General features: G+C 72.5%; 19 protein-coding genes. 8 read left to right on the top strand and 11 right to left on the bottom strand.

Annotated elements, in window-relative coordinates:
* Positions 1–2: 2 nt before the first annotated feature.
* The 3 genes from ACFULQ_RS21940 to ACFULQ_RS21930 form a co-directional block, all read right to left on the bottom strand.
* Positions 3–878, bottom strand: a complete 876-nt coding sequence (locus ACFULQ_RS21940; protein ID WP_383546393.1) for a PhzF family phenazine biosynthesis isomerase — start codon at positions 876–878, stop codon at positions 3–5.
* Between the two features lie 35 nt (positions 879–913).
* Positions 914–2,734, bottom strand: a complete 1,821-nt coding sequence (locus tag ACFULQ_RS21935; protein ID WP_383546391.1) for a glycoside hydrolase family 15 protein — start codon at positions 2,732–2,734, stop codon at positions 914–916.
* A 78-nt stretch (positions 2,735–2,812) separates the two neighbouring features.
* Positions 2,813–3,592, bottom strand: a complete 780-nt coding sequence (locus ACFULQ_RS21930) for a DeoR/GlpR family DNA-binding transcription regulator (protein ID WP_383546389.1) — start codon at positions 3,590–3,592, stop codon at positions 2,813–2,815.
* 124 nt (positions 3,593–3,716) lie between these two features.
* Here ACFULQ_RS21930 and ACFULQ_RS21925 point away from each other — a divergent pair, with 124 nt between their 5' ends.
* Both ACFULQ_RS21925 and ACFULQ_RS21920 read left to right on the top strand, forming a co-directional pair.
* The gene (locus tag ACFULQ_RS21925; protein ID WP_383546387.1) at positions 3,717–4,601 is read left to right on the top strand and encodes an SIS domain-containing protein; all 885 of its coding nucleotides are present in this window, start codon (positions 3,717–3,719) and stop codon (positions 4,599–4,601) included.
* A gap of 10 nt (positions 4,602–4,611) precedes the next feature.
* Positions 4,612–5,463: a ketose-bisphosphate aldolase gene (locus tag ACFULQ_RS21920; protein WP_383546385.1), complete on the top strand. Its 852-nt coding sequence runs from the start codon at positions 4,612–4,614 to the stop codon at positions 5,461–5,463.
* On the opposite strand, the gene ACFULQ_RS21915 is transcribed toward ACFULQ_RS21920, so the two are convergent.
* On the bottom strand, positions 5,441–6,202 hold the full coding sequence (locus ACFULQ_RS21915) for a class I SAM-dependent methyltransferase (protein ID WP_383546383.1): 762 nt from the start codon (positions 6,200–6,202) through the stop codon (positions 5,441–5,443). The genes ACFULQ_RS21920 and ACFULQ_RS21915 overlap by 23 nt on opposite strands.
* The gene (locus tag ACFULQ_RS21910) at positions 6,195–7,337 is read right to left on the bottom strand and encodes a methyltransferase (RefSeq protein WP_383546381.1); all 1,143 of its coding nucleotides are present in this window, start codon (positions 7,335–7,337) and stop codon (positions 6,195–6,197) included. The genes ACFULQ_RS21915 and ACFULQ_RS21910 overlap by 8 nt, the downstream gene beginning before the upstream one ends.
* 68 nt (positions 7,338–7,405) lie before the next feature.
* Here ACFULQ_RS21910 and ACFULQ_RS21905 point away from each other — a divergent pair, with 68 nt between their 5' ends.
* From ACFULQ_RS21905 to ACFULQ_RS21885, 5 genes are all read left to right on the top strand, one after another.
* A complete protein-coding gene (locus tag ACFULQ_RS21905; protein ID WP_383546380.1) occupies positions 7,406–8,047 on the top strand; it encodes an alpha-ketoglutarate-dependent dioxygenase AlkB family protein in 642 nt (213 codons plus the stop codon).
* 36 nt (positions 8,048–8,083) lie between these two features.
* A complete protein-coding gene (locus ACFULQ_RS21900) occupies positions 8,084–9,328 on the top strand; it encodes an ROK family protein (protein WP_383546378.1) in 1,245 nt (414 codons plus the stop codon).
* Positions 9,321–10,043 (top strand): NUDIX hydrolase, encoded by a 723-nt coding sequence (locus ACFULQ_RS21895; RefSeq protein WP_383546376.1) that lies wholly within the window; start codon positions 9,321–9,323, stop codon positions 10,041–10,043. Before ACFULQ_RS21900 ends, ACFULQ_RS21895 begins: the two co-directional genes overlap by 8 nt.
* A gap of 1 nt (position 10,044) precedes the next feature.
* On the top strand, positions 10,045–10,494 hold the full coding sequence (locus ACFULQ_RS21890) for an RpiB/LacA/LacB family sugar-phosphate isomerase (protein ID WP_383546375.1): 450 nt from the start codon (positions 10,045–10,047) through the stop codon (positions 10,492–10,494).
* 194 nt (positions 10,495–10,688) lie between these two features.
* Positions 10,689–11,123 carry a GtrA family protein gene (locus ACFULQ_RS21885; RefSeq protein ID WP_383546374.1) on the top strand — a complete coding sequence of 145 codons (435 nt, stop codon included), beginning with the start codon at positions 10,689–10,691 and terminating at the stop codon, positions 11,121–11,123.
* A 6-nt stretch (positions 11,124–11,129) separates the two neighbouring features.
* Here the strand turns inward: ACFULQ_RS21885 and ACFULQ_RS21880 are convergent, their stop codons facing one another.
* The 3 genes from ACFULQ_RS21880 to ilvY are packed head-to-tail and all read right to left on the bottom strand — an operon-like array spanning position 11,130 to position 13,796.
* Complete coding sequence (locus tag ACFULQ_RS21880; protein WP_383546372.1) at positions 11,130–12,101, bottom strand: NAD-dependent epimerase/dehydratase family protein; 972 nt, start codon at positions 12,099–12,101, stop codon at positions 11,130–11,132.
* A gap of 39 nt (positions 12,102–12,140) precedes the next feature.
* A complete protein-coding gene (locus tag ACFULQ_RS21875) occupies positions 12,141–12,890 on the bottom strand; it encodes a maleylpyruvate isomerase family mycothiol-dependent enzyme (protein WP_383546370.1) in 750 nt (249 codons plus the stop codon).
* A 12-nt stretch (positions 12,891–12,902) separates the two neighbouring features.
* On the bottom strand, positions 12,903–13,796 hold the full coding sequence (gene ilvY / locus ACFULQ_RS21870; RefSeq protein WP_383546369.1) for an HTH-type transcriptional activator IlvY: 894 nt from the start codon (positions 13,794–13,796) through the stop codon (positions 12,903–12,905).
* An 86-nt stretch (positions 13,797–13,882) separates the two neighbouring features.
* Here ilvY and ACFULQ_RS21865 point away from each other — a divergent pair, with 86 nt between their 5' ends.
* On the top strand, positions 13,883–15,352 hold the full coding sequence (locus ACFULQ_RS21865) for a ketol-acid reductoisomerase (RefSeq protein ID WP_383546368.1): 1,470 nt from the start codon (positions 13,883–13,885) through the stop codon (positions 15,350–15,352).
* 80 nt (positions 15,353–15,432) lie between these two features.
* Here the strand turns inward: ACFULQ_RS21865 and ACFULQ_RS21860 are convergent, their stop codons facing one another.
* Genes ACFULQ_RS21860 through ACFULQ_RS21850 form a run of 3 tightly spaced genes read right to left on the bottom strand, consistent with a single transcriptional unit; the run spans position 15,433 to position 17,572 of the window.
* On the bottom strand, positions 15,433–16,356 hold the full coding sequence (locus ACFULQ_RS21860) for a phosphotriesterase (RefSeq protein ID WP_383546367.1): 924 nt from the start codon (positions 16,354–16,356) through the stop codon (positions 15,433–15,435).
* Positions 16,353–16,937: a DUF4865 family protein gene (locus tag ACFULQ_RS21855; protein ID WP_383546365.1), complete on the bottom strand. Its 585-nt coding sequence runs from the start codon at positions 16,935–16,937 to the stop codon at positions 16,353–16,355. Before ACFULQ_RS21855 ends, ACFULQ_RS21860 begins: the two co-directional genes overlap by 4 nt.
* A 56-nt stretch (positions 16,938–16,993) precedes the next feature.
* Positions 16,994–17,572, bottom strand: coding sequence for a TetR/AcrR family transcriptional regulator (locus ACFULQ_RS21850; protein WP_383546364.1), 579 nt, complete (start codon positions 17,570–17,572; stop codon positions 16,994–16,996).
* Between the last annotated feature and the right edge of the window lie 164 nt (positions 17,573–17,736).

Here is a 17,736-nt window from a genome sequence, read left to right as displayed (position 1 = left end):
CCTCAGCCGATGCGGGCCCCCGCGCCGCTCACCCGGACCCGCGGGTCGCCCGCGCGCAGGGTCACCGTGAGCTCGCCGGGTCGGCCCAGGTCCTCGCCCTGGCGCAGGGTGAGGACGGCGTCCTCGGGGACCAGGCCCAGCTCACGGGCGTACGCGCCGAACGCGGCGGCCGCGGCGCCCGTCGCCGGGTCCTCGACGACACCGCCGACGGGGAACGGGTCCCGGACGTGGAAGACGCCGGCCGACTCCCGCCACACCAGCTGGACGGTGGTCAGGTCCAGCCGGTGCATGAGGGCTTCGAGACGGGCGAAGTCGTACGCCAGCTCCGCGAGGCGGGACCGGGTCGCCGCCGCCAGCACGAGGTGGCGGGCGCCGGCGAACGCGATGCGGGGCGGGAACGCCGGGTCGAGATCGCCGGCCGGCCAGTCGAGCGCGGCGAGCGCCTCGGCGAGGTCGGCGTCGGCGATCTCCTCGACGTGCGGCTCGACGCTGGTGAGCGTGGCCCTGACCGTCCCGCCCTCCTCGGCCACCGACACGGGCACGCTGCCGGCGGGCGTGGCGAACAGCAGCTCCCCCGGGCCGATCCGCTCGGCCAGCGCGACGGCGGTCGCGACCGTGGCGTGTCCGCAGAACGGCACCTCGGCCTTCGGGCTGAAGTAACGGATGGTGTACGTCCGTCCCGCCGGCCCGTCGAGATCCCGCGGGGGTGCGGTCAGGAACGCCGACTCGGAGTACCCGAGCTCGGCGGCGATGGCCAGCATGGCGTCGTCGTCCAGGGCGGAGGCGTCCAGGACGACACCGGCGGGGTTGCCGCCCTCGGGGGTGCTGGAGAAGGCGGTGTATCGCAGGACCTCGGGGCGCGGCGCGTTCGTCGTCATGCCGGCTGCAACATGGCATCGGCCGACGGCATTCCTCAGCCGAGGGCCCGGTCCAGGTTGAAGGCCGCGCTGATCAGGGCGAGGTGGGTGAACGCCTGCGGGAAGTTGCCCTGCTGCTCGCCGGTGTTGCTGATCTCCTCGGCGTACAGGCCCAGATGGTTGGCGTAGGTGAGCATCTTCTCGAAGGCCAGCCGGGCTTCGTCGAGCCGTCCGGCGTGCACCATCGCCTCGACGTACCAGAACGAGCAGATCGAGAAGGTGCCCTCGTCGCCGCGCAGTCCGTCGGGGCTCGCCATCGGGTCGTAGCGGTAGACGAGGGAGTCCGAGACCAGCTCCTCGGTCAACGCGTCCAATGTGGAGAGCCACTTGGGGTCGGTCGGCGCGATGAACTTGGTCAGCGGCATCATCAGGACCGCCGCGTCCAGCACGTCGCCGTCCTCGTGCTGGACGAACGCCTGCCGCGTCTCGGACCAGCCGTGCTTCATGATCCGCCGGTAGATGGTGTCGCGGCACTCCCGCCAGCGGTTCAGGTCGGCGGGCAGGCCGCGCCGGTTGGCCATCCGGATCGCCCGCTCGATCGCCACCCAGCACATCAGCCGTGAGTACAGGAAGTTCTTGCGGCCGCCCCGGGTCTCCCAGATCCCCTCGTCGGGCTGGTCCCAGTGCGCGCACACCCACTCCACCAGCGTGCACACGTCGTCCCACTGGGCGCTGGAGATGGGCTTGGCCCACTTGTCGTAGAGGTAGATCGAGTCGATCAGGGCGCCGTAGATGTCCAGTTGGAGCTGGTCGGCGGCGGCGTTGCCGACCCGGACCGGCGCCGAGCCCCGATGCCCCTCCATGTGCAGGAGTTCACGCTCCGTCAGATCGGTGCGGCCGTCGATGCCGTACATGATCTGGAGCGGGCCCGAGGGGCCGTGACCCTCCGGGCTGACGTGCCGGATCAGGAAGTCCATGAACTGCTCGGCCTCGCTGGTGAATCCGAGCCGCAGCAGGGCGTACACGCAGAAGGCGGCGTCCCGCACCCACACGTACCGGTAGTCCCAGTTGCGCTCGCCGCCGAGCTGCTCGGGCAGGCTGGTGGTCGGGGCGGCCACGATGGCGCCGGTGGGCGCGTAGGTCAGCAGCTTGAGGGTGAGGGCGGAGCGGTGCACCATCTCCCGCCAGCGGCCCCGGTACTTGGAGGCGGACAGCCAGTGCCGCCAGTAGGCGACCGTGCTGTTGAACTGCTCCTCGGCCTCGGTGCGCGCGCAGCGGCGCGGGGTCACCTCGCCGCCGACCTGGTCGAGCGCGAACACCGCCGACTCGCCCTCGGAGAGCTTGAAGTCGGCGCGTACGTCCGGGCCTTCGGTCTCCAGCGCCACGGTCGCGGTCAGCCCCAGCGACAGCTTCGGGGACTCGAACACCGCGACGTCCCCGACCATCCGCAGGGTGTGCGGCTGGGCGCCGTAGTCGAAGCGGGGTGCCACCCGGGTCCGGAACGGGATGGAGCCGCGCACGCACAGCACCCGCCGGATCAGCCGGTGCCGCTCGGTCTCCACCGTGTCCCCGTCGACCGGCATGAAGTCCTGGACCTCGCCGACGCCGTCCTCGGTGTAGAACCGGGTGATCAACACGTTGGTGTCGGGGAAGTAGAACTGCTTGGTCCGGGCCGGCACGGCCGCCGCCAGCTCGAAGCGGCCGCCGCGCTCGGCGTCCAGGATCGAGGCGAAGACGCTCGGCGCGTCGAAGGACGGGCAGCAGTACCAGTCGACGGTGCCGTCGGTCCCGACCAGCGCCACGCTGCGCAGGTCGCCGATCAGGCCGTGCTCGGCGATCGGCAGGTAGCCGGTGTGGTCCGTGGGTGATCCGCTCATCGCAGCCTCCTGCAGCTCAGCGTAAGCAGCATCGGCCGCAGGTGTCAGCGGAACGGCTCGCACCCGGGCCCCCGGTCGTCACACCGTGAGAACCCGCACGCCCGCCTCCTCGAACCGCCCCACCGTCTCCGGCGTCGCCGCCGAGTCGGTGACCAGCGTGTCGATCTTCTCGGCTCCGCAGATCCGGGCGAACGCCCGCTGCCCCAGCTTGCTGGAGTCGGCGGCCACCACGACCCGCTCGGCGCGCTCGCACAGCAGCCGGTTGACGGCGGCCTCCGCCTCGTCGTGGGCGGCGGCGCCGTGCGTGACGTCCAGGGCGACCACACCGAGGACCGCCACGTCGAGGGTGATCTGCCCCAGCACACCGTCCGCGAGCGGCCCGACGAGCTCGTACGACTGCGGGCGCGCCACCCCGCCGGTCAGCACGATCTTGAACTGCGGGCGTACGGCCAGCTCATTGGCGATGTTGAGCGCGTTGGTGACGATCGTGAGCGCGGGCGAGCCGCCGGCGAGGTCCCCGCGCACGGCGAGCGCCCGCGCCACCTCGGTGGTGGTCGTGCCGCCGGTCAGCCCCACGGCCTCGCCGGGAGCGATCAGCTCCCCGACCGCCTTCGCGATGCGCTGCTTCTCGGAGGCGTGCCGGGCCGTCTTGTAGCGCAGCGGCAGCTCGTAGGACACCCCGTGCACGACCGCCCCGCCCCGGGTGCGCACCAGCATCTGCTGCTCGGCCAGCTGGTCGAAGTCACGGCGGATCGTCGCCGCCGAGACCGCCAGCTCGGCGGCCGCCTCCTCGACATCCAGCCGTCCCCGCTCCACGAGCAGTTCCAGCAGCGCCTTCCAGCGGGCGTCCCGCGACATCCGCGCCCTCCGTCCCTCGATCTCCTCGCGACCTTAGCGCACCTTTCCTGGACCCGAATGCTTGATTGTGCTCGAAACAGCGCTATATCTTGCAAGAACAAGCAATTCAGGGAAGGGTGGCGGCATGACGCATGTCGAGGACGAGCTGACCAGTCAGCCGGAGTGCTGGGACCGGGCGGCGGCGGAGGCCGGGCGCCACTCCGGCGCGCTTCCGGCACCGGGGGAGCGGGTGGCGATCGTCGGGTGCGGCACGTCGTACTTCATGGCGCAGGCGGCGGCCGTGCTCAGGGAAAGCGCGGGTGAGGGCGAGACCGACGCCTTCGCCGCCTCGGAGTTCCCGGCCGGCCGCTCCTACGACCGGGTCGTCGCCCTCACCCGCTCCGGCACGACCACCGAAGTCCTGGAGCTGCTAGGGCAGTTGAAGGGCCGTACCCGCACCACCGCGCTCACGGCCGACCCCGCCACCCCCGTCATGTCCACCGCCGACGAGGTCGTCGTCCTCGACTTCGCCGACGAACGCTCCGTCGTCCAGACCAGGTTCGCGACCACCGCCCTCACCCTGCTCCGCGCCCACCTCGGCCTGCACACCGATGCCGTCGTCGCCGACGCCCGCAGGGCGCTCGCGACTCCCTTGCCCCAAGGGCTCGTCGACTGCACGCAGTTCACCTTCCTCGGCCGCGGCTGGACGGTGGGGCTGGCGAGCGAGGCCGGACTGAAGATGCGCGAGGCCTCGCTCGCCTGGACCGAGGCCTATCCGGCGATGGAGTACCGGCACGGTCCCATCAGCGTCACCACCCGGGGCACGGCCACCTGGATGCTCGGCGAGGCGCCGGAGGGACTGGCCGAACAGGTCGGGGAGACGGGCGGCTTGTGGATCCCCGGCACTCTCGACCCGCTCGCCGAACTGGTCCGGGTGCAGCGCCTCGCGGTCGCCGTCGCCGTCGCCCGCGGCCTCGACCCCGATCGGCCCCGCCACCTCACCCGCTCGGTGATCCTCGCCCGCCCCTAGGAGTTCCGCCGTGCCCCTGGTCCCCACCGGCGAGCTCGTCACCCGGGCCGCCACCCCCCGCTCCGCCGTCGCCGCCTTCAACATCATCACCCTGGAACACGTCGAGGCCGTCATCAGCGGCGCCGAGTCCCTGGACGCACCGGTCGTCCTCCAAGTCAGCGAGAACGCCGTCAAGTTCCGTCACGGCCGACTCCTTCCGCTGGCCCGCGCCGCCGTAGCCGCGGCCGAACGCGCCGCAGTACCCGTCGCGTTGCACCTCGACCACGTCCAGAGCGACGACCTGCTCCGGCAGGCCGCCGACGCCGGATTCAGCTCGGTGATGTACGACGCGGCCCGGCTGCCCTACGCCGAGAACCTCGCCGCGACCCGTGCCGCCGCCGACTGGGCGCATTCCCAAGGTCTCTGGATCGAGGCGGAGTTGGGCGAGGTGGGCGGCAAGCACGGACAGCCCCCGCTGGACGCGCACGCCCCCGGCGCGCGCACCGACCCGGCCGAGGCGTGCTCCTTCGTCGCCGACTCCGGGGTGGACGCCCTCGCGGTGGCCGTCGGCAGCGCCCACGCCATGACCGAACGCACCGCCACCCTCGACCACGAGCTCCTCAAGAACCTCGCCACCACCCTGGACGTCCCCCTCGTCCTGCACGGCTCCTCGGGCGTCCGCGACGACGAACTCACCGCTGCCGTCGCGGGCGGCATCGCCAAGGTCAACGTCGGCACCGCGCTCAACATCGCCATGACACACGCGATCCGGGAGTTCCTGGCGGCTCACCCCGAGGCGGTCGACTCGCGCACGTACCTGAGTGTCGGACGGGACGCCATGGCCGAGGCCGCCCGGCGGATCATCCGGATGCTCGGGCGGTGAGAACGGGCTGGTAGAACCCGCTGGACGCGGGGTCGTGCCAGCGGACGTCCACGAAACCGGCCGCGGTCACGAACTCCGTCACCTGCGCCCGGGTCAGCGCCCAGGAGGTCGTACGGCGGACACGGACAGCCCAGTCGCCGTCGGCGGGCACGAGTTGGAAGTACTCCTGGTCGTAGCGCTCCCCGTCCTCGTGCCAGTGCCACAGCTGGAAGGTGATCACCCGGCCGTCGGCGTCCTCGGAGACCTGGGGAGGCATCGCGGCGGGCAGGGTCCGGCGGATCGCGTCGTAGTCCCGCAGGGTGAGCAGCAGCAGCCCGCCGTCCCGCAGCACCCGCCGCATGCCCGCCAGCGCGGCCGCCACGTCCGGGGCCGTCAGCAGATGGGCCAGGGAGTTGTCCGCACAGACCACGACGTCGAACACCGATGACGTGAAGGGCAGTTGGCGCATGTCCGCGGCCGCCGTCGGGATCCGCGCACCGCGGGCCGTCGCCTCCGCGGCGGCACGCGCGGCGGCGACGGGACTCAGATCACTGCCGACGACCCGGTGCCCGGCCAGCGCCAGCCCGATCGCCTGGGTCCCGATCCCGCACGAGCAGTCCAGCACCCGGTGCGGACCCGACCCCACCAGCGCCCCCAGCGCGGCGGCCTGCCGTGCCATGCTCGCGTCCCAGTCCGCGAAGATCCGGTGGTAGTCCGGAGCCAGCGAGTCGTAGAAGTCCCGCGCCGAGGAGTCAGCCACTCGACCTTTTTACCGCCTTCAGCACCACGAACTTCGGGTCGCTGGCGACGAGTTCGCTGTTCCCGAACAGCTTGCGCAGCTTCACGTGGTACCCGAGGTGCCGGTTCCCGACGACCCACAGCTCGCCACCGGCCCGCAGCGCCCTGCGCGCGCCGGCGAACATCCGCCAGGCCGTCGCGTCGGTCGTCGCCTGGTGCGAGTGGAACGGCGGGTTGTTGAGCACGACGTCCACACTGCCGTCCGGCACCCCGGCCAGTCCGTCCCCGACGCGGAACTCCGCGTGCCCCGGCGCGCCGTTCGCCTTGTACGTCCCCTCCGCCGAGGCCACGGCCTGGAAGGACTCGTCGACGAACAGCACCTCGGCCTCGGGGTCGGCCAGGGCCACCGCCGTGCCCACGACGCCGTTGCCGCAGCCCAGATCCACGATCCGCCGGGAGCCCAGACCGGCCGGGAGATGCTGGAGGAAGAAGCGGGTGCCGACGTCGAGCCGGTCGGCGCAGAACACGCCCGCGTGGTTGACGACGGCACGCCCGGAGACGGCCCCGACGCCCTCCGGGAGCGAGTAGCCGTACGGCCAGGGATTGGCGGGCCGTTCCAGCGACGGCTCCGGGGTGCAGAAGACGAGCCGGGCCTTCTTCTCGGCCAGCGAGGTGCGGGTCGGCCCGAGGATCCGCTCGAACAGCTGGAGCGTCGAGGTGTGGATCTCCTTCACCATGCCGGTGCCGACCACGACGGTGCCCTCGTGCACCGCGGGCGCGAGGCGCAGCAGCTGGTCCTCCAGCAGGGCCAGGCTCTTCGGCACCCGCACCAGCAGGACATCGATCCGGCCGGGCGGCGGGTCCTGCGTGGTGAGCAGGCGCACGGTCCCCGGCTCGACGCCGGCGCGCGCCAGGTTCGCCCGGGTCGCCTCCTGACTGAGGAAGGAGTCGGTGATCTGCGTCGGCCGGTGCGCCGCCAGCGCGGTGACCAGCGCGCCCCACCGGTCCCCGACCACCACCACGGCGCCGGACAGCGCCACCCGCTCCGTGGCGAGATGCCTCAGCAGATACTCGTCGGAGGCGTCCCAGGCGCGCAGCCGGTCACGCGGGTCCTCGGGGAAACGGGTGAGCGTGAGCTCGCCCCAGGGGGTCGTCATACGGTCGTCCATCGTGCCCCCAGGCTATCGGAGCCGCAGTTCAGGCCCGCTCGGGCAGGATGGAAGGCATGGATGCCGAGCTGTTCCCCCGAGCGCGCGCCGAGGTCGCGCCGGGCGCGGTGCACGTCCCGGACTGGCTGGAGCCGGCCCGGCAGCGCGAGCTGCTGGCGGCCTGCCGCGAGTGGGCCCGCCCGCCCGCCGGGCTGCGCACGGTCCGCACCCCCGGCGGCGGCACGATGACCGCCCGGCAGGTCTGCCTCGGCTGGCACTGGTATCCGTACGCCTACGCCCGCACGGTCGCCGACGGCGACGGGGCACCGGTGAAGCCCTTCCCGCACTGGCTGGGCGAACTGGCGAGTCAAGCCGTACGGGACGCGCTGGACATCGAGGCGTCCGGCTACGACATCGCCCTGATCAACTTCTACGACGGCGACGCCCGCATGGGCATGCACCGGGACAGCGACGAGAAGGCGGACGCCCCGGTGGTGTCCCTGAGCCTCGGCGACACCTGTGTCTTCCGCTTCGGCAACACCGAGACCCGGACCAGGCCGTACACCGACGTCGAACTGCGCAGCGGCGACCTGTTCGTGTTCGGCGGCCCGTCGAGGCTCGCGTACCACGGAGTGCCCCGCGTGCATCCGGGCACCGCGCCGCCCGAGTTGGGGCTGACCGGGCGGCTCAACATCACGCTGCGGGTCAGCGGCCTGTAGGCCGGGGCAGGAACGGATCATGGGAGACTCCCCCTCATGAGCGGCAAGGCGGACCCCCGGCCGGCGGGGGAAGGGACCACCTCGAGGACGCGGCTGGACCGGGGGCGCGGCGCGCTCGGGCCCGCGTTGGAGCTCGTGCACACCGGACGCGCGCCCACCCGGGCCGTGCTCACCGCCGAACTCGGGGTGACCCGGGCGACGGCCGGCGCGGTCGCCGCCGAGCTGGAGGCGCTCGGGCTGATCCGCGTCGACGCCCGGCCCACCGCGGCCGCCGGTTCCCAGGGCCGGCCCTCGCACCGGCTCGCGGTCGCCGAGGACGGCCCCGTGGTGCTGGCCGCGCAGGTGCACGCCGACGGCTTCCGGGCCGCGCTGGTCGGCCTGGGCGGCCGTATCGTCGCCACCGCGCCCGGCTCCGAGACCGTCGACGCCGACCCGGCGAAGGTCCTCGGCTCCGTCGTGGAGGCGGGCGCCGACCTGCTGCGCGCGACCGGCAGGCGCTGCGTCGGCGCGGGACTCGCGGTGCCGTCCGCGGTCGCCGAACCCGAGGGGCTCGCCCTCAACCCCCTGCACCTGGCCTGGCCGGCGGGCGCCCCCGTCCGCCGTATCTTCGACGAGTGCGTGCGCGCCGCCGGCATCACCGGACCGGCCTTCGCGGGCAACGACGTCAACCTCGCGGCGCTCGCCGAGCACCGGCACGGCGCGGGCCGCGGTGCCCGGGACCTGCTGTGCGTGGCGACCGGGCACCGGGGCGTGGGCGGTGCGCTGGTGCTCGACGGCCGCCTGCACACGGGCAGTTCGGGCCTGGCCCTGGAGGTCGGCCACCTCACCGTGAACCCCGAGGGGCGCCCCTGCTACTGCGGCAGCCGCGGCTGCCTGGACGTCGAGGCCGACCCGCTGGCCCTGCTCACGGCCGCGGGACGCGACCCCGGCCCCGAGCTGTCCCTGCTCCAGCAGGCCAACGACCTGATCCGCGACCACTACGACGACCCCGCCGTCCGTACGGCAGCCGAGACCCTCATCGACCGCCTCGGGCTCGGCCTCGCGGGACTGGTGAACATCCTCAACCCGGACCGCGTCATCCTCGGCGGCCTCCACAGCACCCTCCTGGACGCCGACCCCGCGCGGCTGCGCGCTGTCGTCGCCGACCGCAGCCTGTGGGGCCAGAGCGGCGGCGTCCCGATCCTCAGCTGCACCCTCGCCCACAACAGCCTCGTCGGGGCGGCCGAGTTGGCCTGGCAGCCGGTGCTGGACGACCCGCTCGGGACTCTGACCCGTGACTGAACTGCTGGAGGCCGCGGAACTGCGTCTGGTCGAGGTGGCACCACCGGCGGTCCCGGCCGAGTCGCGGGCGGCCATGAACCGTGAGTGGGACGAGGCGGTCCTCGCCAACCCGGCGCTCTTCGACGGCCCGGTCGTGCTCTGCGCGGGCCTCTCACGGGACGCCGGGGACGCCCTGCTCGTCTCCTGGTCCCGCACCACCTACCGCTACTTCGCCCTGCGCCGCGTCCCGGGCGCCACCGCCCTGCGGTCCCTCTTCGTGAGCGTGATCCAGCCGACGGACGACGGACGCGTGCTGGTCGGCCGGATGTCCCGGTCCACCGCCGCGCCCGGCCGCTGGCAGTTCCCCGGCGGATCGGTGGAACCCCCCGCGGGAGACGAGCCCCTGGACGAGAGCGCCCTGCGCCGCCACGCCGCGGTGGAACTGGCCGAGGAGACGGGCGTCGACACCCCGGCCGCCGCGCTCACCCGCTGTCTGATCACCTACGGCGACGACGGCCAGGTCGGTGTCCACTACCTCGCGCCGGCCCTGCCGGCGTCCGTGCTCCACGCCCGTTTCGACGCGCTCGTGGCCGCCGAGACCGCCCGGGGACGCGATCCGGAGTTCGACCGGATCGCCTTCGTGGGCTCCCCGGCCGAACTGCCCGGCCTGGTGGGCCCGCACGTGGTCTACCTGGAACCCGTGGTCCGGTGGACGAGCCGCCGAGTAGGCTCGTGACATGCGGATCTCCGTCTCCTCGGACATGGACGAACCTGTGGCGCGCGCCCTCGTCGACGAACTGCGCGCGCGGGGCCACGAGGTGGTTCCGCACGGCGCGTTGAGTCCCGGCGCCGACCCGCAGTGGGCGGTCTGCTCGGAGGCCGCGGCCCGTGAGGTGGCCGCGGGGACGGCCGACCAGGCGGTGGTGTGCTGCTGGACCGGCACCGGCGCCTCCATCGCCGCCAACAAGGTGCCCGGTGTACGGGCCGCCCTGTGCACGGACGCCTACACCGCGGACGGCGCCCGCCGCTGGAACGACGCCAATGTCCTGGCCCTCAGCCTCCGCCTCACCTCCGAGCCCCTGCTCAAGGAGATCCTCGACGCCTGGTTCACCGCCACGCCGAGCGAGGACTCCGAGGACCGGGAGAACGTGGCCCGGGTCGGCCGCCTGGACAGGGGCCGGGTCTAGCGTTCAGGCGCAGTCATTGCAACGATAGCGAAGTGTCATCGTTGCGTTAAACGTGCGTCCGTTGCAACGATATCGACGCCCCTAGCTGGGGCTAAAGCCTCCCCGTGCAATAAATCAGTTGCCAGATCCTTGAATGCAACGTAGCTTTCCATCATCGGAAACAACGGGAGCTACGGGAGACGGGGGGTGGCCGCATGGCCTTCATACGGTTCGTGATCTTCGGAGGCGGAGTCGGGATCCTCGCCGCCCTCGCGGTGGCGCTGCTGGCCGGAGCCATGCCCTGGGCACTCGCCAACGTGATCGTCACCGCAGCCTCCACCGCGCTGTGCACCGAACTGCACGTCCGGTACACCTTCCGCAAGGGCCGCGGCGCCGGTTGGCGGGAGCACTGGCAGTCGGCGGGCTCGGCCGGCGCCGCGTACCTGGTCACCAGCGGTGCCATGGGGATCCTGCACCTGGTGCAGCCCGCCGCCGGTTCGGTGACCGAGCAGCTGGTCTACCTCGGTGCCTCGGGACTCGCCGGCGCGGGCCGGTTCGTCGTCCTGCGCCTGTACGTCTTCGCCACCCGGAGCGCCCGCCCCCTGCGGCGACAGGGGGCGAGTGCGGTGCCCGTCCAGCTCGCGGCCTGACACGGTTCACAGCGCGAGCGGGCGGGCCACCTCCAGCTCACCGAGCTCGATCAGCCGGCGCACGGATTCGAGCACGGCGGCCTCCGGTTCGTAACGGGGCGCGTAGCCGAGGACGGTCCTCGCCTTCTCGATGCTGAAGCACTGGCTGCGATACAGGTGCTCCCAGCTCGCCTCGGCGTGCTCCGGGGCCGTGGTCGCACGGAACCGCTCCCAGGACACCGGTTCCAGCACCGCGGTCTGCCCGAACCAGCCGGCCGCGATGTGGGCGTAGCCGCGGACGTTCAGCGCGGTGGGGGCGACCACGGAGAAGTCCTCGCCCGCCGCCGCGTCCCGGCGCTCGATCGCCCGCTCGAAGGCCTGGGCGACATCGTCGGCGTGCACATGGTGCATCGACTCGACCCCGCTGCCCGGGATCGCCAGCGGCTTCCCGGAGGAGAGCGTGGACCAGACGGCGGGGTCGAGGTTGCCCAACGGGCCGATCGGGTGCCAGCCGGGGCCGACGATGTGCCCGGGGTGCAGGGACGTGGTGACCAGACCTCCGGAGGCGGTCTCCTCCTTGAGCATCCGGGCGATCCGGTCCTTCTGCACGCCGTACTCCCCGACGGGCGGGGTGCCGGTGCTCTCGGAGATGGGCAGCTTGTGGCTGGGGCCGTGGCGCCACACGGTGCCGCAGTGCAGCAGGTGACCGACCTCGCCGCGCAGCCGCTCGACCAGCGCGGTGGCGGCCTCCAGGGTGAAGCAGACCAGGTCGACGACGACCTCCGGCGCCAGGCCGGCCACCCTGTCGCCGAAGGTGCCGGCGCTGTCCTCCTGCTGCCGGTCGGCCACGACCTGACGCACGTGCTCCCATTCGGGGGCTTCGACGTAGGCGCCGCGCGTGCCGCGGCTGATGTTGATCACCTCATGGCCGGCCCGCACCAGCCGGGGGACGAGGAAGGTGCCGATGTGGCCGCTCCCGCCGATGACGACGACTCGCATACGTTTCCCATCAGCTCGACTGTTTCGAGGGGCGTCGATCTAACCAAGATCGGGCCAGCTCAACAGGTCCTCCAGGACGGCACGGTCCCCCTCGCTGCGCAGACTGTCCAGAGGAAGCCGGCGATGCAGCGTGAGCAGCAGATCGCTCGCCGGCCCGTACAGGTCGGCGTCCGTCTCCTGCGGACCGTCGACTCTGCGCGCCCCGGACGCCGTCAGTTCGACCAGCCACGAAGCGCCCTCGGCGGCATGCAGACCGATCCGGACCGGCCGGTTGGGCCAGGGACCGGCGGTGCCGTGCGCGACGTCGAGGAACGCGGCTGTGCCGTCCAGCGCGACAACCTCCGGGACAGGCTGGGGAGTTCCGGTGGCCAGCTGGGCGTCGAAGGCGTGGACGGCAGCCTCGTGGACCTGATGGCGCGCCACGGCTCCACTGGTCATCGGCACGTCGGAGCCGCCCCACCAGGTCCAGCAGCCCGACGCGGGACCGGCGGCCCGCAACGCGGCGACCAACTCCTCGGTGGCCGCGGCCGAACGACTCACCGGGTCCACCGACTCCGCGTCCACGAACGGCTCCGGCTCCGGCGGCTTCTCACTGGGCCCCGCGGCCACCGCCGCCGCCCAGAACCGGTGCACGTCGGTGAGGTGCCGCACGAGGTCCCCGAGCGACCAGCCGGGGCAACTGGGCACGCGAATGTGCGGATCGGGGGCGCCCGCGACACTGGCCCGCAGAGCGGCGGAACGGTCCTCGATCAGGACCAGCAGATCATCGAAAGCAGGCGTCCGGGTCATCCCCAAGTCCTATCAGCCGACACTGACAACGCCCTTCGGCTCCTCCGGCTCCGCCCCCTCCGGTGCCGTCAGGCTCCACAGCGCCGCCACCAACGGCCGCCGCAGATCGGCCCGCCGCAAACACAGTCCGATCGGGAACCGCTCGTGCCACGGCTCGACGGGAACCTCCGCCAGCCGCTCGCGCACCGCGCTGTGCTCCAGTACGAGACGGGGGACCACGCCCGTGCCGCAGCCCAGAGCGACCAGGGCCAGCAGCCCTTCGTGACCGTCGGGTTCGCAGACCACCTCGGGGACCGTCCCCCGCGCCCGGAACCAGCGGTCTGCGGCTTCGCGGACCAGCCCGCGATGGGGAAGGACGAACGGGCCGTCCAGGCCGGCGTCCGGCCGGTCCCGCGCGGTGACCAGGACCAGATCGGTCACCGCGACCGTCCGGCTCACCAGCCCCTCCGGCAGCCGTGCCGGGATCCCCGCGACGGCCACGTCCACCTCGCCCTCGTCCAGCCGGGCCAGCGCGGCCGCCGCGTCACCGGTGCGCAGGTCCAGCCGTACCTGAGGATGGGCCGCGCGGAACGGTCCCAACAGGTCGGGCAGCAGCGCCTGACAGGCGGTCACCGTCGCGAACACCGCCAGGCGGCCGGTCAGTTCGGCCGGGTCGGGATGCTCCTCGCGGTAGGCGCGCCACAACTCCAGCGCCTGTACGGCGTATTCGCGGAAGCGGTGCCCCTGCGCCGTCAGCGACACCCCGCGCGGTCCGCGGTCGAACAGCCGGTGCCCCAGATCCGCCTCCAGCCGCTGCACGGTTCTGGTCAGCGTGGCCGGACTGACATGGCAATCGAGACTTGTGCGGCCGAAGTTCAGGGTCTGAGCGAGATGCAGAAACAGTCGGAGCTCTCGATGATCATCCATGCGACCTGCTCGTTTCATTTCATGCAACAGTGCGATGCGGAAGTTGCGCTTGCTGCAACGCCTGCGTGGAGCCTACAACTCCATCCATGACCTCCGCCCCCTTCACCTCCCGCGTCTTCGCCCTCGAAACCATGGACGTCCCCGGCGGCACCGAGACCGTCCTGCGCGGCGGCCGACACCTCTTTCCCCTGCTGTCCCAGGCCTTCGCCGGGGTCCGCCGCATCGGTGTGCTCGGCTGGGGCCCCCAGGGCCGCGCCCAGTCCCTCAACCTGCGCGACTCCCTGGCCGGCACCGGCATCCGGGTGACCGTGGGACTGCGCCCCGGCTCCCGCTCGGCCGCCGACGCCCGCGCCCACGGCTTCACCGAGGAGGACGGTACCCTGGGCGACTGGCTCACGGTCGCCGCCGACAGCGACCTGGTCGTCCTGCTGATCGCGGACGCGGCCCTCGCCGCCCACCACCAGGAGATCTTCGGCGTCCTCAAACCCGGCGCCGCGATCGGCCTCTCGCACGGATTCCTCCTCGGCCATCTCCGCGAGAGCGGATGCGAGTTCCCCGCCGGCCATCCGGTGGTCGCCGTGTGCCCCAAGGGCATGGGCGACTCCGTGCGCCGCCTCTACCAGCAGGGCGCCGACATCAACGGCGCCGGGATCAACAGCAGTTTCGCCGTGCACGCCGACCCCGACGGCCGGGCCGTCGACCTCGCGCTCGGCTGGTCGGTGGCGCTCGGAGCGCCGTACACCTTCCGCACCACGCTGGAGAGCGAGTACCTCTCGGACATCGTCGGCGAGCGCGCCATCCTGCTCGGGGCGGTCCACGGCATCGTCGAGACCCTGTACACGCGCTACCGCCTGGCCGGGGACGACGAGGTGACGGCCTACGAACGGTCCTGTGAGAACGTCACCGGCCCGATCGCCCGCACCATCTCCCACTCCGGCCTGCGAGCGGTCCGCGAAGGACTCTCGCCGTCCGGCCGGGACATCTTCGACCGGGCCTTCACAGCAACGTACGGGCCCGCCCGCGAGATCGTCGCCGAGATCTACGACGAGGTCGCCGACGGCACCGAGCTGCGCAGCGTGATCCTGGCCGAACGGCGGCTCGGGGCACGGCCGATGAGCGCGATCGGCGGCTCCCCGATGTGGGCCGTCGGCGAGCGGGTCCGGGCCCGCCGCGGTCAACGCGAGCTGGCCGTCGACCCGTTCACGGCCGGCGTGTTCGTCGCCACCATGCTCGCCCAGATCGACGAGTTCGCCGAGCGCGGCCACCCCTGGTCGGAGATCGTCAACGAGTCCGTCATCGAGGCCGTCGACTCACTGCTGCCCTACATGCACGCACGCGACGTGGCCCACATGGTCGACAACTGCTCCCGCACGGCCCGACTCGGCGCCCGCCGCTGGGGCCCGCGCTTCCAGGCCGCCTACGAGCAGATCGCCTACCCGGCCGCCGAACGCCCTGCGGACGAGAGCCTGTTGGCGGCCTTCGCGAGCCACCCCGCCCACGTGGCGTTGGCCGCGGCGGCGAAACTGCGGCCGTCGGTGGACATCTCGGTGGCGTAGGGCCGTTGGCGGTGGTGGCGGGGGTGCGCTGTCAGAGGTGGCGAGGTGCTGGCCGAGGAATTCCGCTGAGGGCACGCCGCTCAGGCGGCGGTGAGGTCGGGCCACTCCGCCGCGAACGCCCGGCCGGGGTTGTCCGTGAGGATGCGCCGTACCAGTTCCTGGCCCAGCTCCACCGCGAGTCGTGGAGCCACTCGCCGCAGCAGATACGGCATCCCGGGCCCGCCGTTGACCGATCGGGCCGCCGCGGTCGTGGTGTCGCCGCCGAGCAGCAGCTGGTCTCCGTGGCCGGTGTCGGCGAGGGCCCGTACCGCGTCCGGCATGCGCCAGTCCGTGGCGTGGTTGGCGCGCGAGGGTCCGTCGAAGGCGAGGTAGCAGCCCGACGCTGCCGCCTGGCGGTGCACCATGAGGTCGGGGGAGCGGTTCAGATGGCCGAGGATCACCCGGTGCGGCGCGACCCCCAACTCGCCGCACAGCAGGTCGAGTACGTCGAGCGCGCCGGTCCCCAGCTCCAGATGGACGGCGATCGGCGCCCCCGTCGCATGGTGGGCCTCGGCGGCCGCGGTCATCGTCCAGCGGGCGTGCGCGTCCAGGGCGTGGAATCCGCCCGCCACCTTGATCAGTCCCGCGCGGACCCCCGATGTCCCGATGCCCTCGGTGAGTTCGGCGACGAACACCTCGGCCAGCCTGCCGCGCAGAAGGGCGAGCGTGCCGTCGTCGTAGTGCACGGCCTGGTGCAGTCCCGTCGCCGCGACGATCCGCACCCCGCTCTCCCTGGCCAGCGCCGGCAGATCGGCGGCCCGCCGCCCCAGCCCGTACGGCGTCCACTGCACGACGGCGCCGCCGCCCTGCGCGGCGAACGCGGCCAGCTCGGCCCGCGCCGCCGACCTGCTCCGCAGCTCCTGACCGGGCAGCAGGGGGCTGCCGAAGAACAGGTGGTCGTGCGCGTCGCACACGCCGAGCCGCTCACCGGCGACGTCCCCGTCCACCGTCCGGACCGCGCTCACCACTGGCGCCCCCGCGGCAGCCGCTCCCGCCCCGGCGCCGACACATGCAGCACCTCGAACACCTCACCCTCCGCCTTGGACGGCTCGTGAGCCCAGAGCGAGAAGTGCACGAGCTCCCAGCGCGCCGTGTCCACGGCGACGGCCGCGAACACCGCACCGTCCTCCCCGGCCAGCCGCTCCGGCTCCCGCGCCGCCTCCGCCATCACCTCGGCCAACTCCGCACCCTCGGGCACCGCTTGGCGCAGCCGTACGGCCGACCGGGCGGGCGAACCCGCGGCGCCGCCCTCCTCGTACGACAGCCCTGTCCACTGGCGCACCGAGGGCCGCCCGAAGTCGTCGCTCAACCTCTGGAAGCCGCCTCCCCAGAGGAAGCGGTTCATGCCCTCCATGGTGTTCCAGAGGTAGAACGGCGCGTACTGGTTGACCGGCGAGCCGTTCACCCCGCGCTCGCGCATCAGGTACGCCTTGCAGCCGAGGCCCTCCCAGTCGTCGAGCAGATGCCCGACCCGCGCGACCCGACCGCGAATGACGGCCATGTCGTAATCGGCCGGCAGCGTGAGCTCGTACTGCATCGCATGCATCGCTCGCCTCCTCAGGCAGGGTAGTTCTCGGCGCTGACGTACATGGACGAACTGCCTTACGAGGCTTGGGGCGTGAGCAGCGAGAGCAGTCCCCGTACGGCGGTGTCGAACGCGGCGGGCGAGCCGGAGGCACGCGCCAGGACATAGCCGCCCTGGACGGTCGCGAGGACGGTCGCCGCGATCTCCTCGGCGTCCAGTGAGGGCGCGAACTGGCCCTGCTCCTTGCCCTCTTCGACGATCCCGGCGATGCGCTCCCGGATCCGGTCGATCGTCTCGTCGACGGGCGCACGCAGTTCGTCGCTGGCGATCACGTCCGGGTCCATCGTGAGCCGGCCGACCGGGCAGCCGCGCAGCACATCGCGCTCGCGCCGCAGATACGCCTCGATGCGCTCGTACGGTGTGCCCGGCGCGCCGAGCACACCTTCCGCGGTGGCACGCAGCTCCTCGGCGGTCCGCCGGATCGCGGCCAGCGCGAGGTCGGGCTTGCCCTTGAAGTGGTGGTACATGCTGCCCTGTCCGGCGCCCGCCCGCTCCAGGATGGCCTTGGGGCTGGTGCCCACATAACCGCGCTCCCACAGCAGCTCGCGCGTGGCCTCGATCAGTCGGTCCGGGGTGCTCATGAACTCACTGTACATACTAGTAGTTACAGAAATCGAGCCCCTGTCGGGAGCAGACAGGACCGGCCCGCGTACTCCCCTGGAGGTATCCGCACTGCCGCTGGCCGTACGACGACCCGACCCCCTCCCCGGAGCCAGTCTCGAAGCAGCACCGAACGACACCTTCAGCAACTCCGGGAGAT

The organism is Streptomyces sp. NPDC057253 (genome assembly GCF_042669125.1).
In the GTDB taxonomy this organism is placed as follows: Bacteria; Actinomycetota; Actinomycetes; order Streptomycetales; family Streptomycetaceae; genus Streptomyces.
Note: the sequence above shows the minus strand (reverse complement) of the source record. Positions and strands in the feature narration are given on the sequence as shown.

What these genes read in the sequence shown, in the direction of transcription:
- ACFULQ_RS21940 (WP_383546393.1), bottom strand. Translation starts at nt 878, where the DNA reads ATGACGACGAACGCGCCGCGCCCCGAGGTCCTGCGATACACCGCCTTC.
- ACFULQ_RS21935 (WP_383546391.1), bottom strand. Translation starts at nt 2,734, where the DNA reads ATGAGCGGATCACCCACGGACCACACCGGCTACCTGCCGATCGCCGAG.
- ACFULQ_RS21930 (WP_383546389.1), bottom strand. Translation starts at nt 3,592, where the DNA reads ATGTCGCGGGACGCCCGCTGGAAGGCGCTGCTGGAACTGCTCGTGGAG.
- ACFULQ_RS21925 (WP_383546387.1), top strand. Translation starts at nt 3,717, where the DNA reads ATGACGCATGTCGAGGACGAGCTGACCAGTCAGCCGGAGTGCTGGGAC.
- ACFULQ_RS21910 (WP_383546381.1), bottom strand. Translation starts at nt 7,337, where the DNA reads ATGACGACCCCCTGGGGCGAGCTCACGCTCACCCGTTTCCCCGAGGAC.
- ACFULQ_RS21905 (WP_383546380.1), top strand. Translation starts at nt 7,406, where the DNA reads ATGGATGCCGAGCTGTTCCCCCGAGCGCGCGCCGAGGTCGCGCCGGGC.
- ACFULQ_RS21900 (WP_383546378.1), top strand. Translation starts at nt 8,084, where the DNA reads ATGAGCGGCAAGGCGGACCCCCGGCCGGCGGGGGAAGGGACCACCTCG.
- ACFULQ_RS21890 (WP_383546375.1), top strand. Translation starts at nt 10,045, where the DNA reads ATGCGGATCTCCGTCTCCTCGGACATGGACGAACCTGTGGCGCGCGCC.
- ACFULQ_RS21885 (WP_383546374.1), top strand. Translation starts at nt 10,689, where the DNA reads ATGGCCTTCATACGGTTCGTGATCTTCGGAGGCGGAGTCGGGATCCTC.
- ACFULQ_RS21880 (WP_383546372.1), bottom strand. Translation starts at nt 12,101, where the DNA reads ATGCGAGTCGTCGTCATCGGCGGGAGCGGCCACATCGGCACCTTCCTC.
- ACFULQ_RS21875 (WP_383546370.1), bottom strand. Translation starts at nt 12,890, where the DNA reads ATGACCCGGACGCCTGCTTTCGATGATCTGCTGGTCCTGATCGAGGAC.
- ilvY (WP_383546369.1), bottom strand. Translation starts at nt 13,796, where the DNA reads ATGGATGATCATCGAGAGCTCCGACTGTTTCTGCATCTCGCTCAGACC.
- ACFULQ_RS21865 (WP_383546368.1), top strand. Translation starts at nt 13,883, where the DNA reads ATGACCTCCGCCCCCTTCACCTCCCGCGTCTTCGCCCTCGAAACCATG.
- ACFULQ_RS21855 (WP_383546365.1), bottom strand. Translation starts at nt 16,937, where the DNA reads ATGCATGCGATGCAGTACGAGCTCACGCTGCCGGCCGATTACGACATG.
- ACFULQ_RS21850 (WP_383546364.1), bottom strand. Translation starts at nt 17,572, where the DNA reads ATGTACAGTGAGTTCATGAGCACCCCGGACCGACTGATCGAGGCCACG.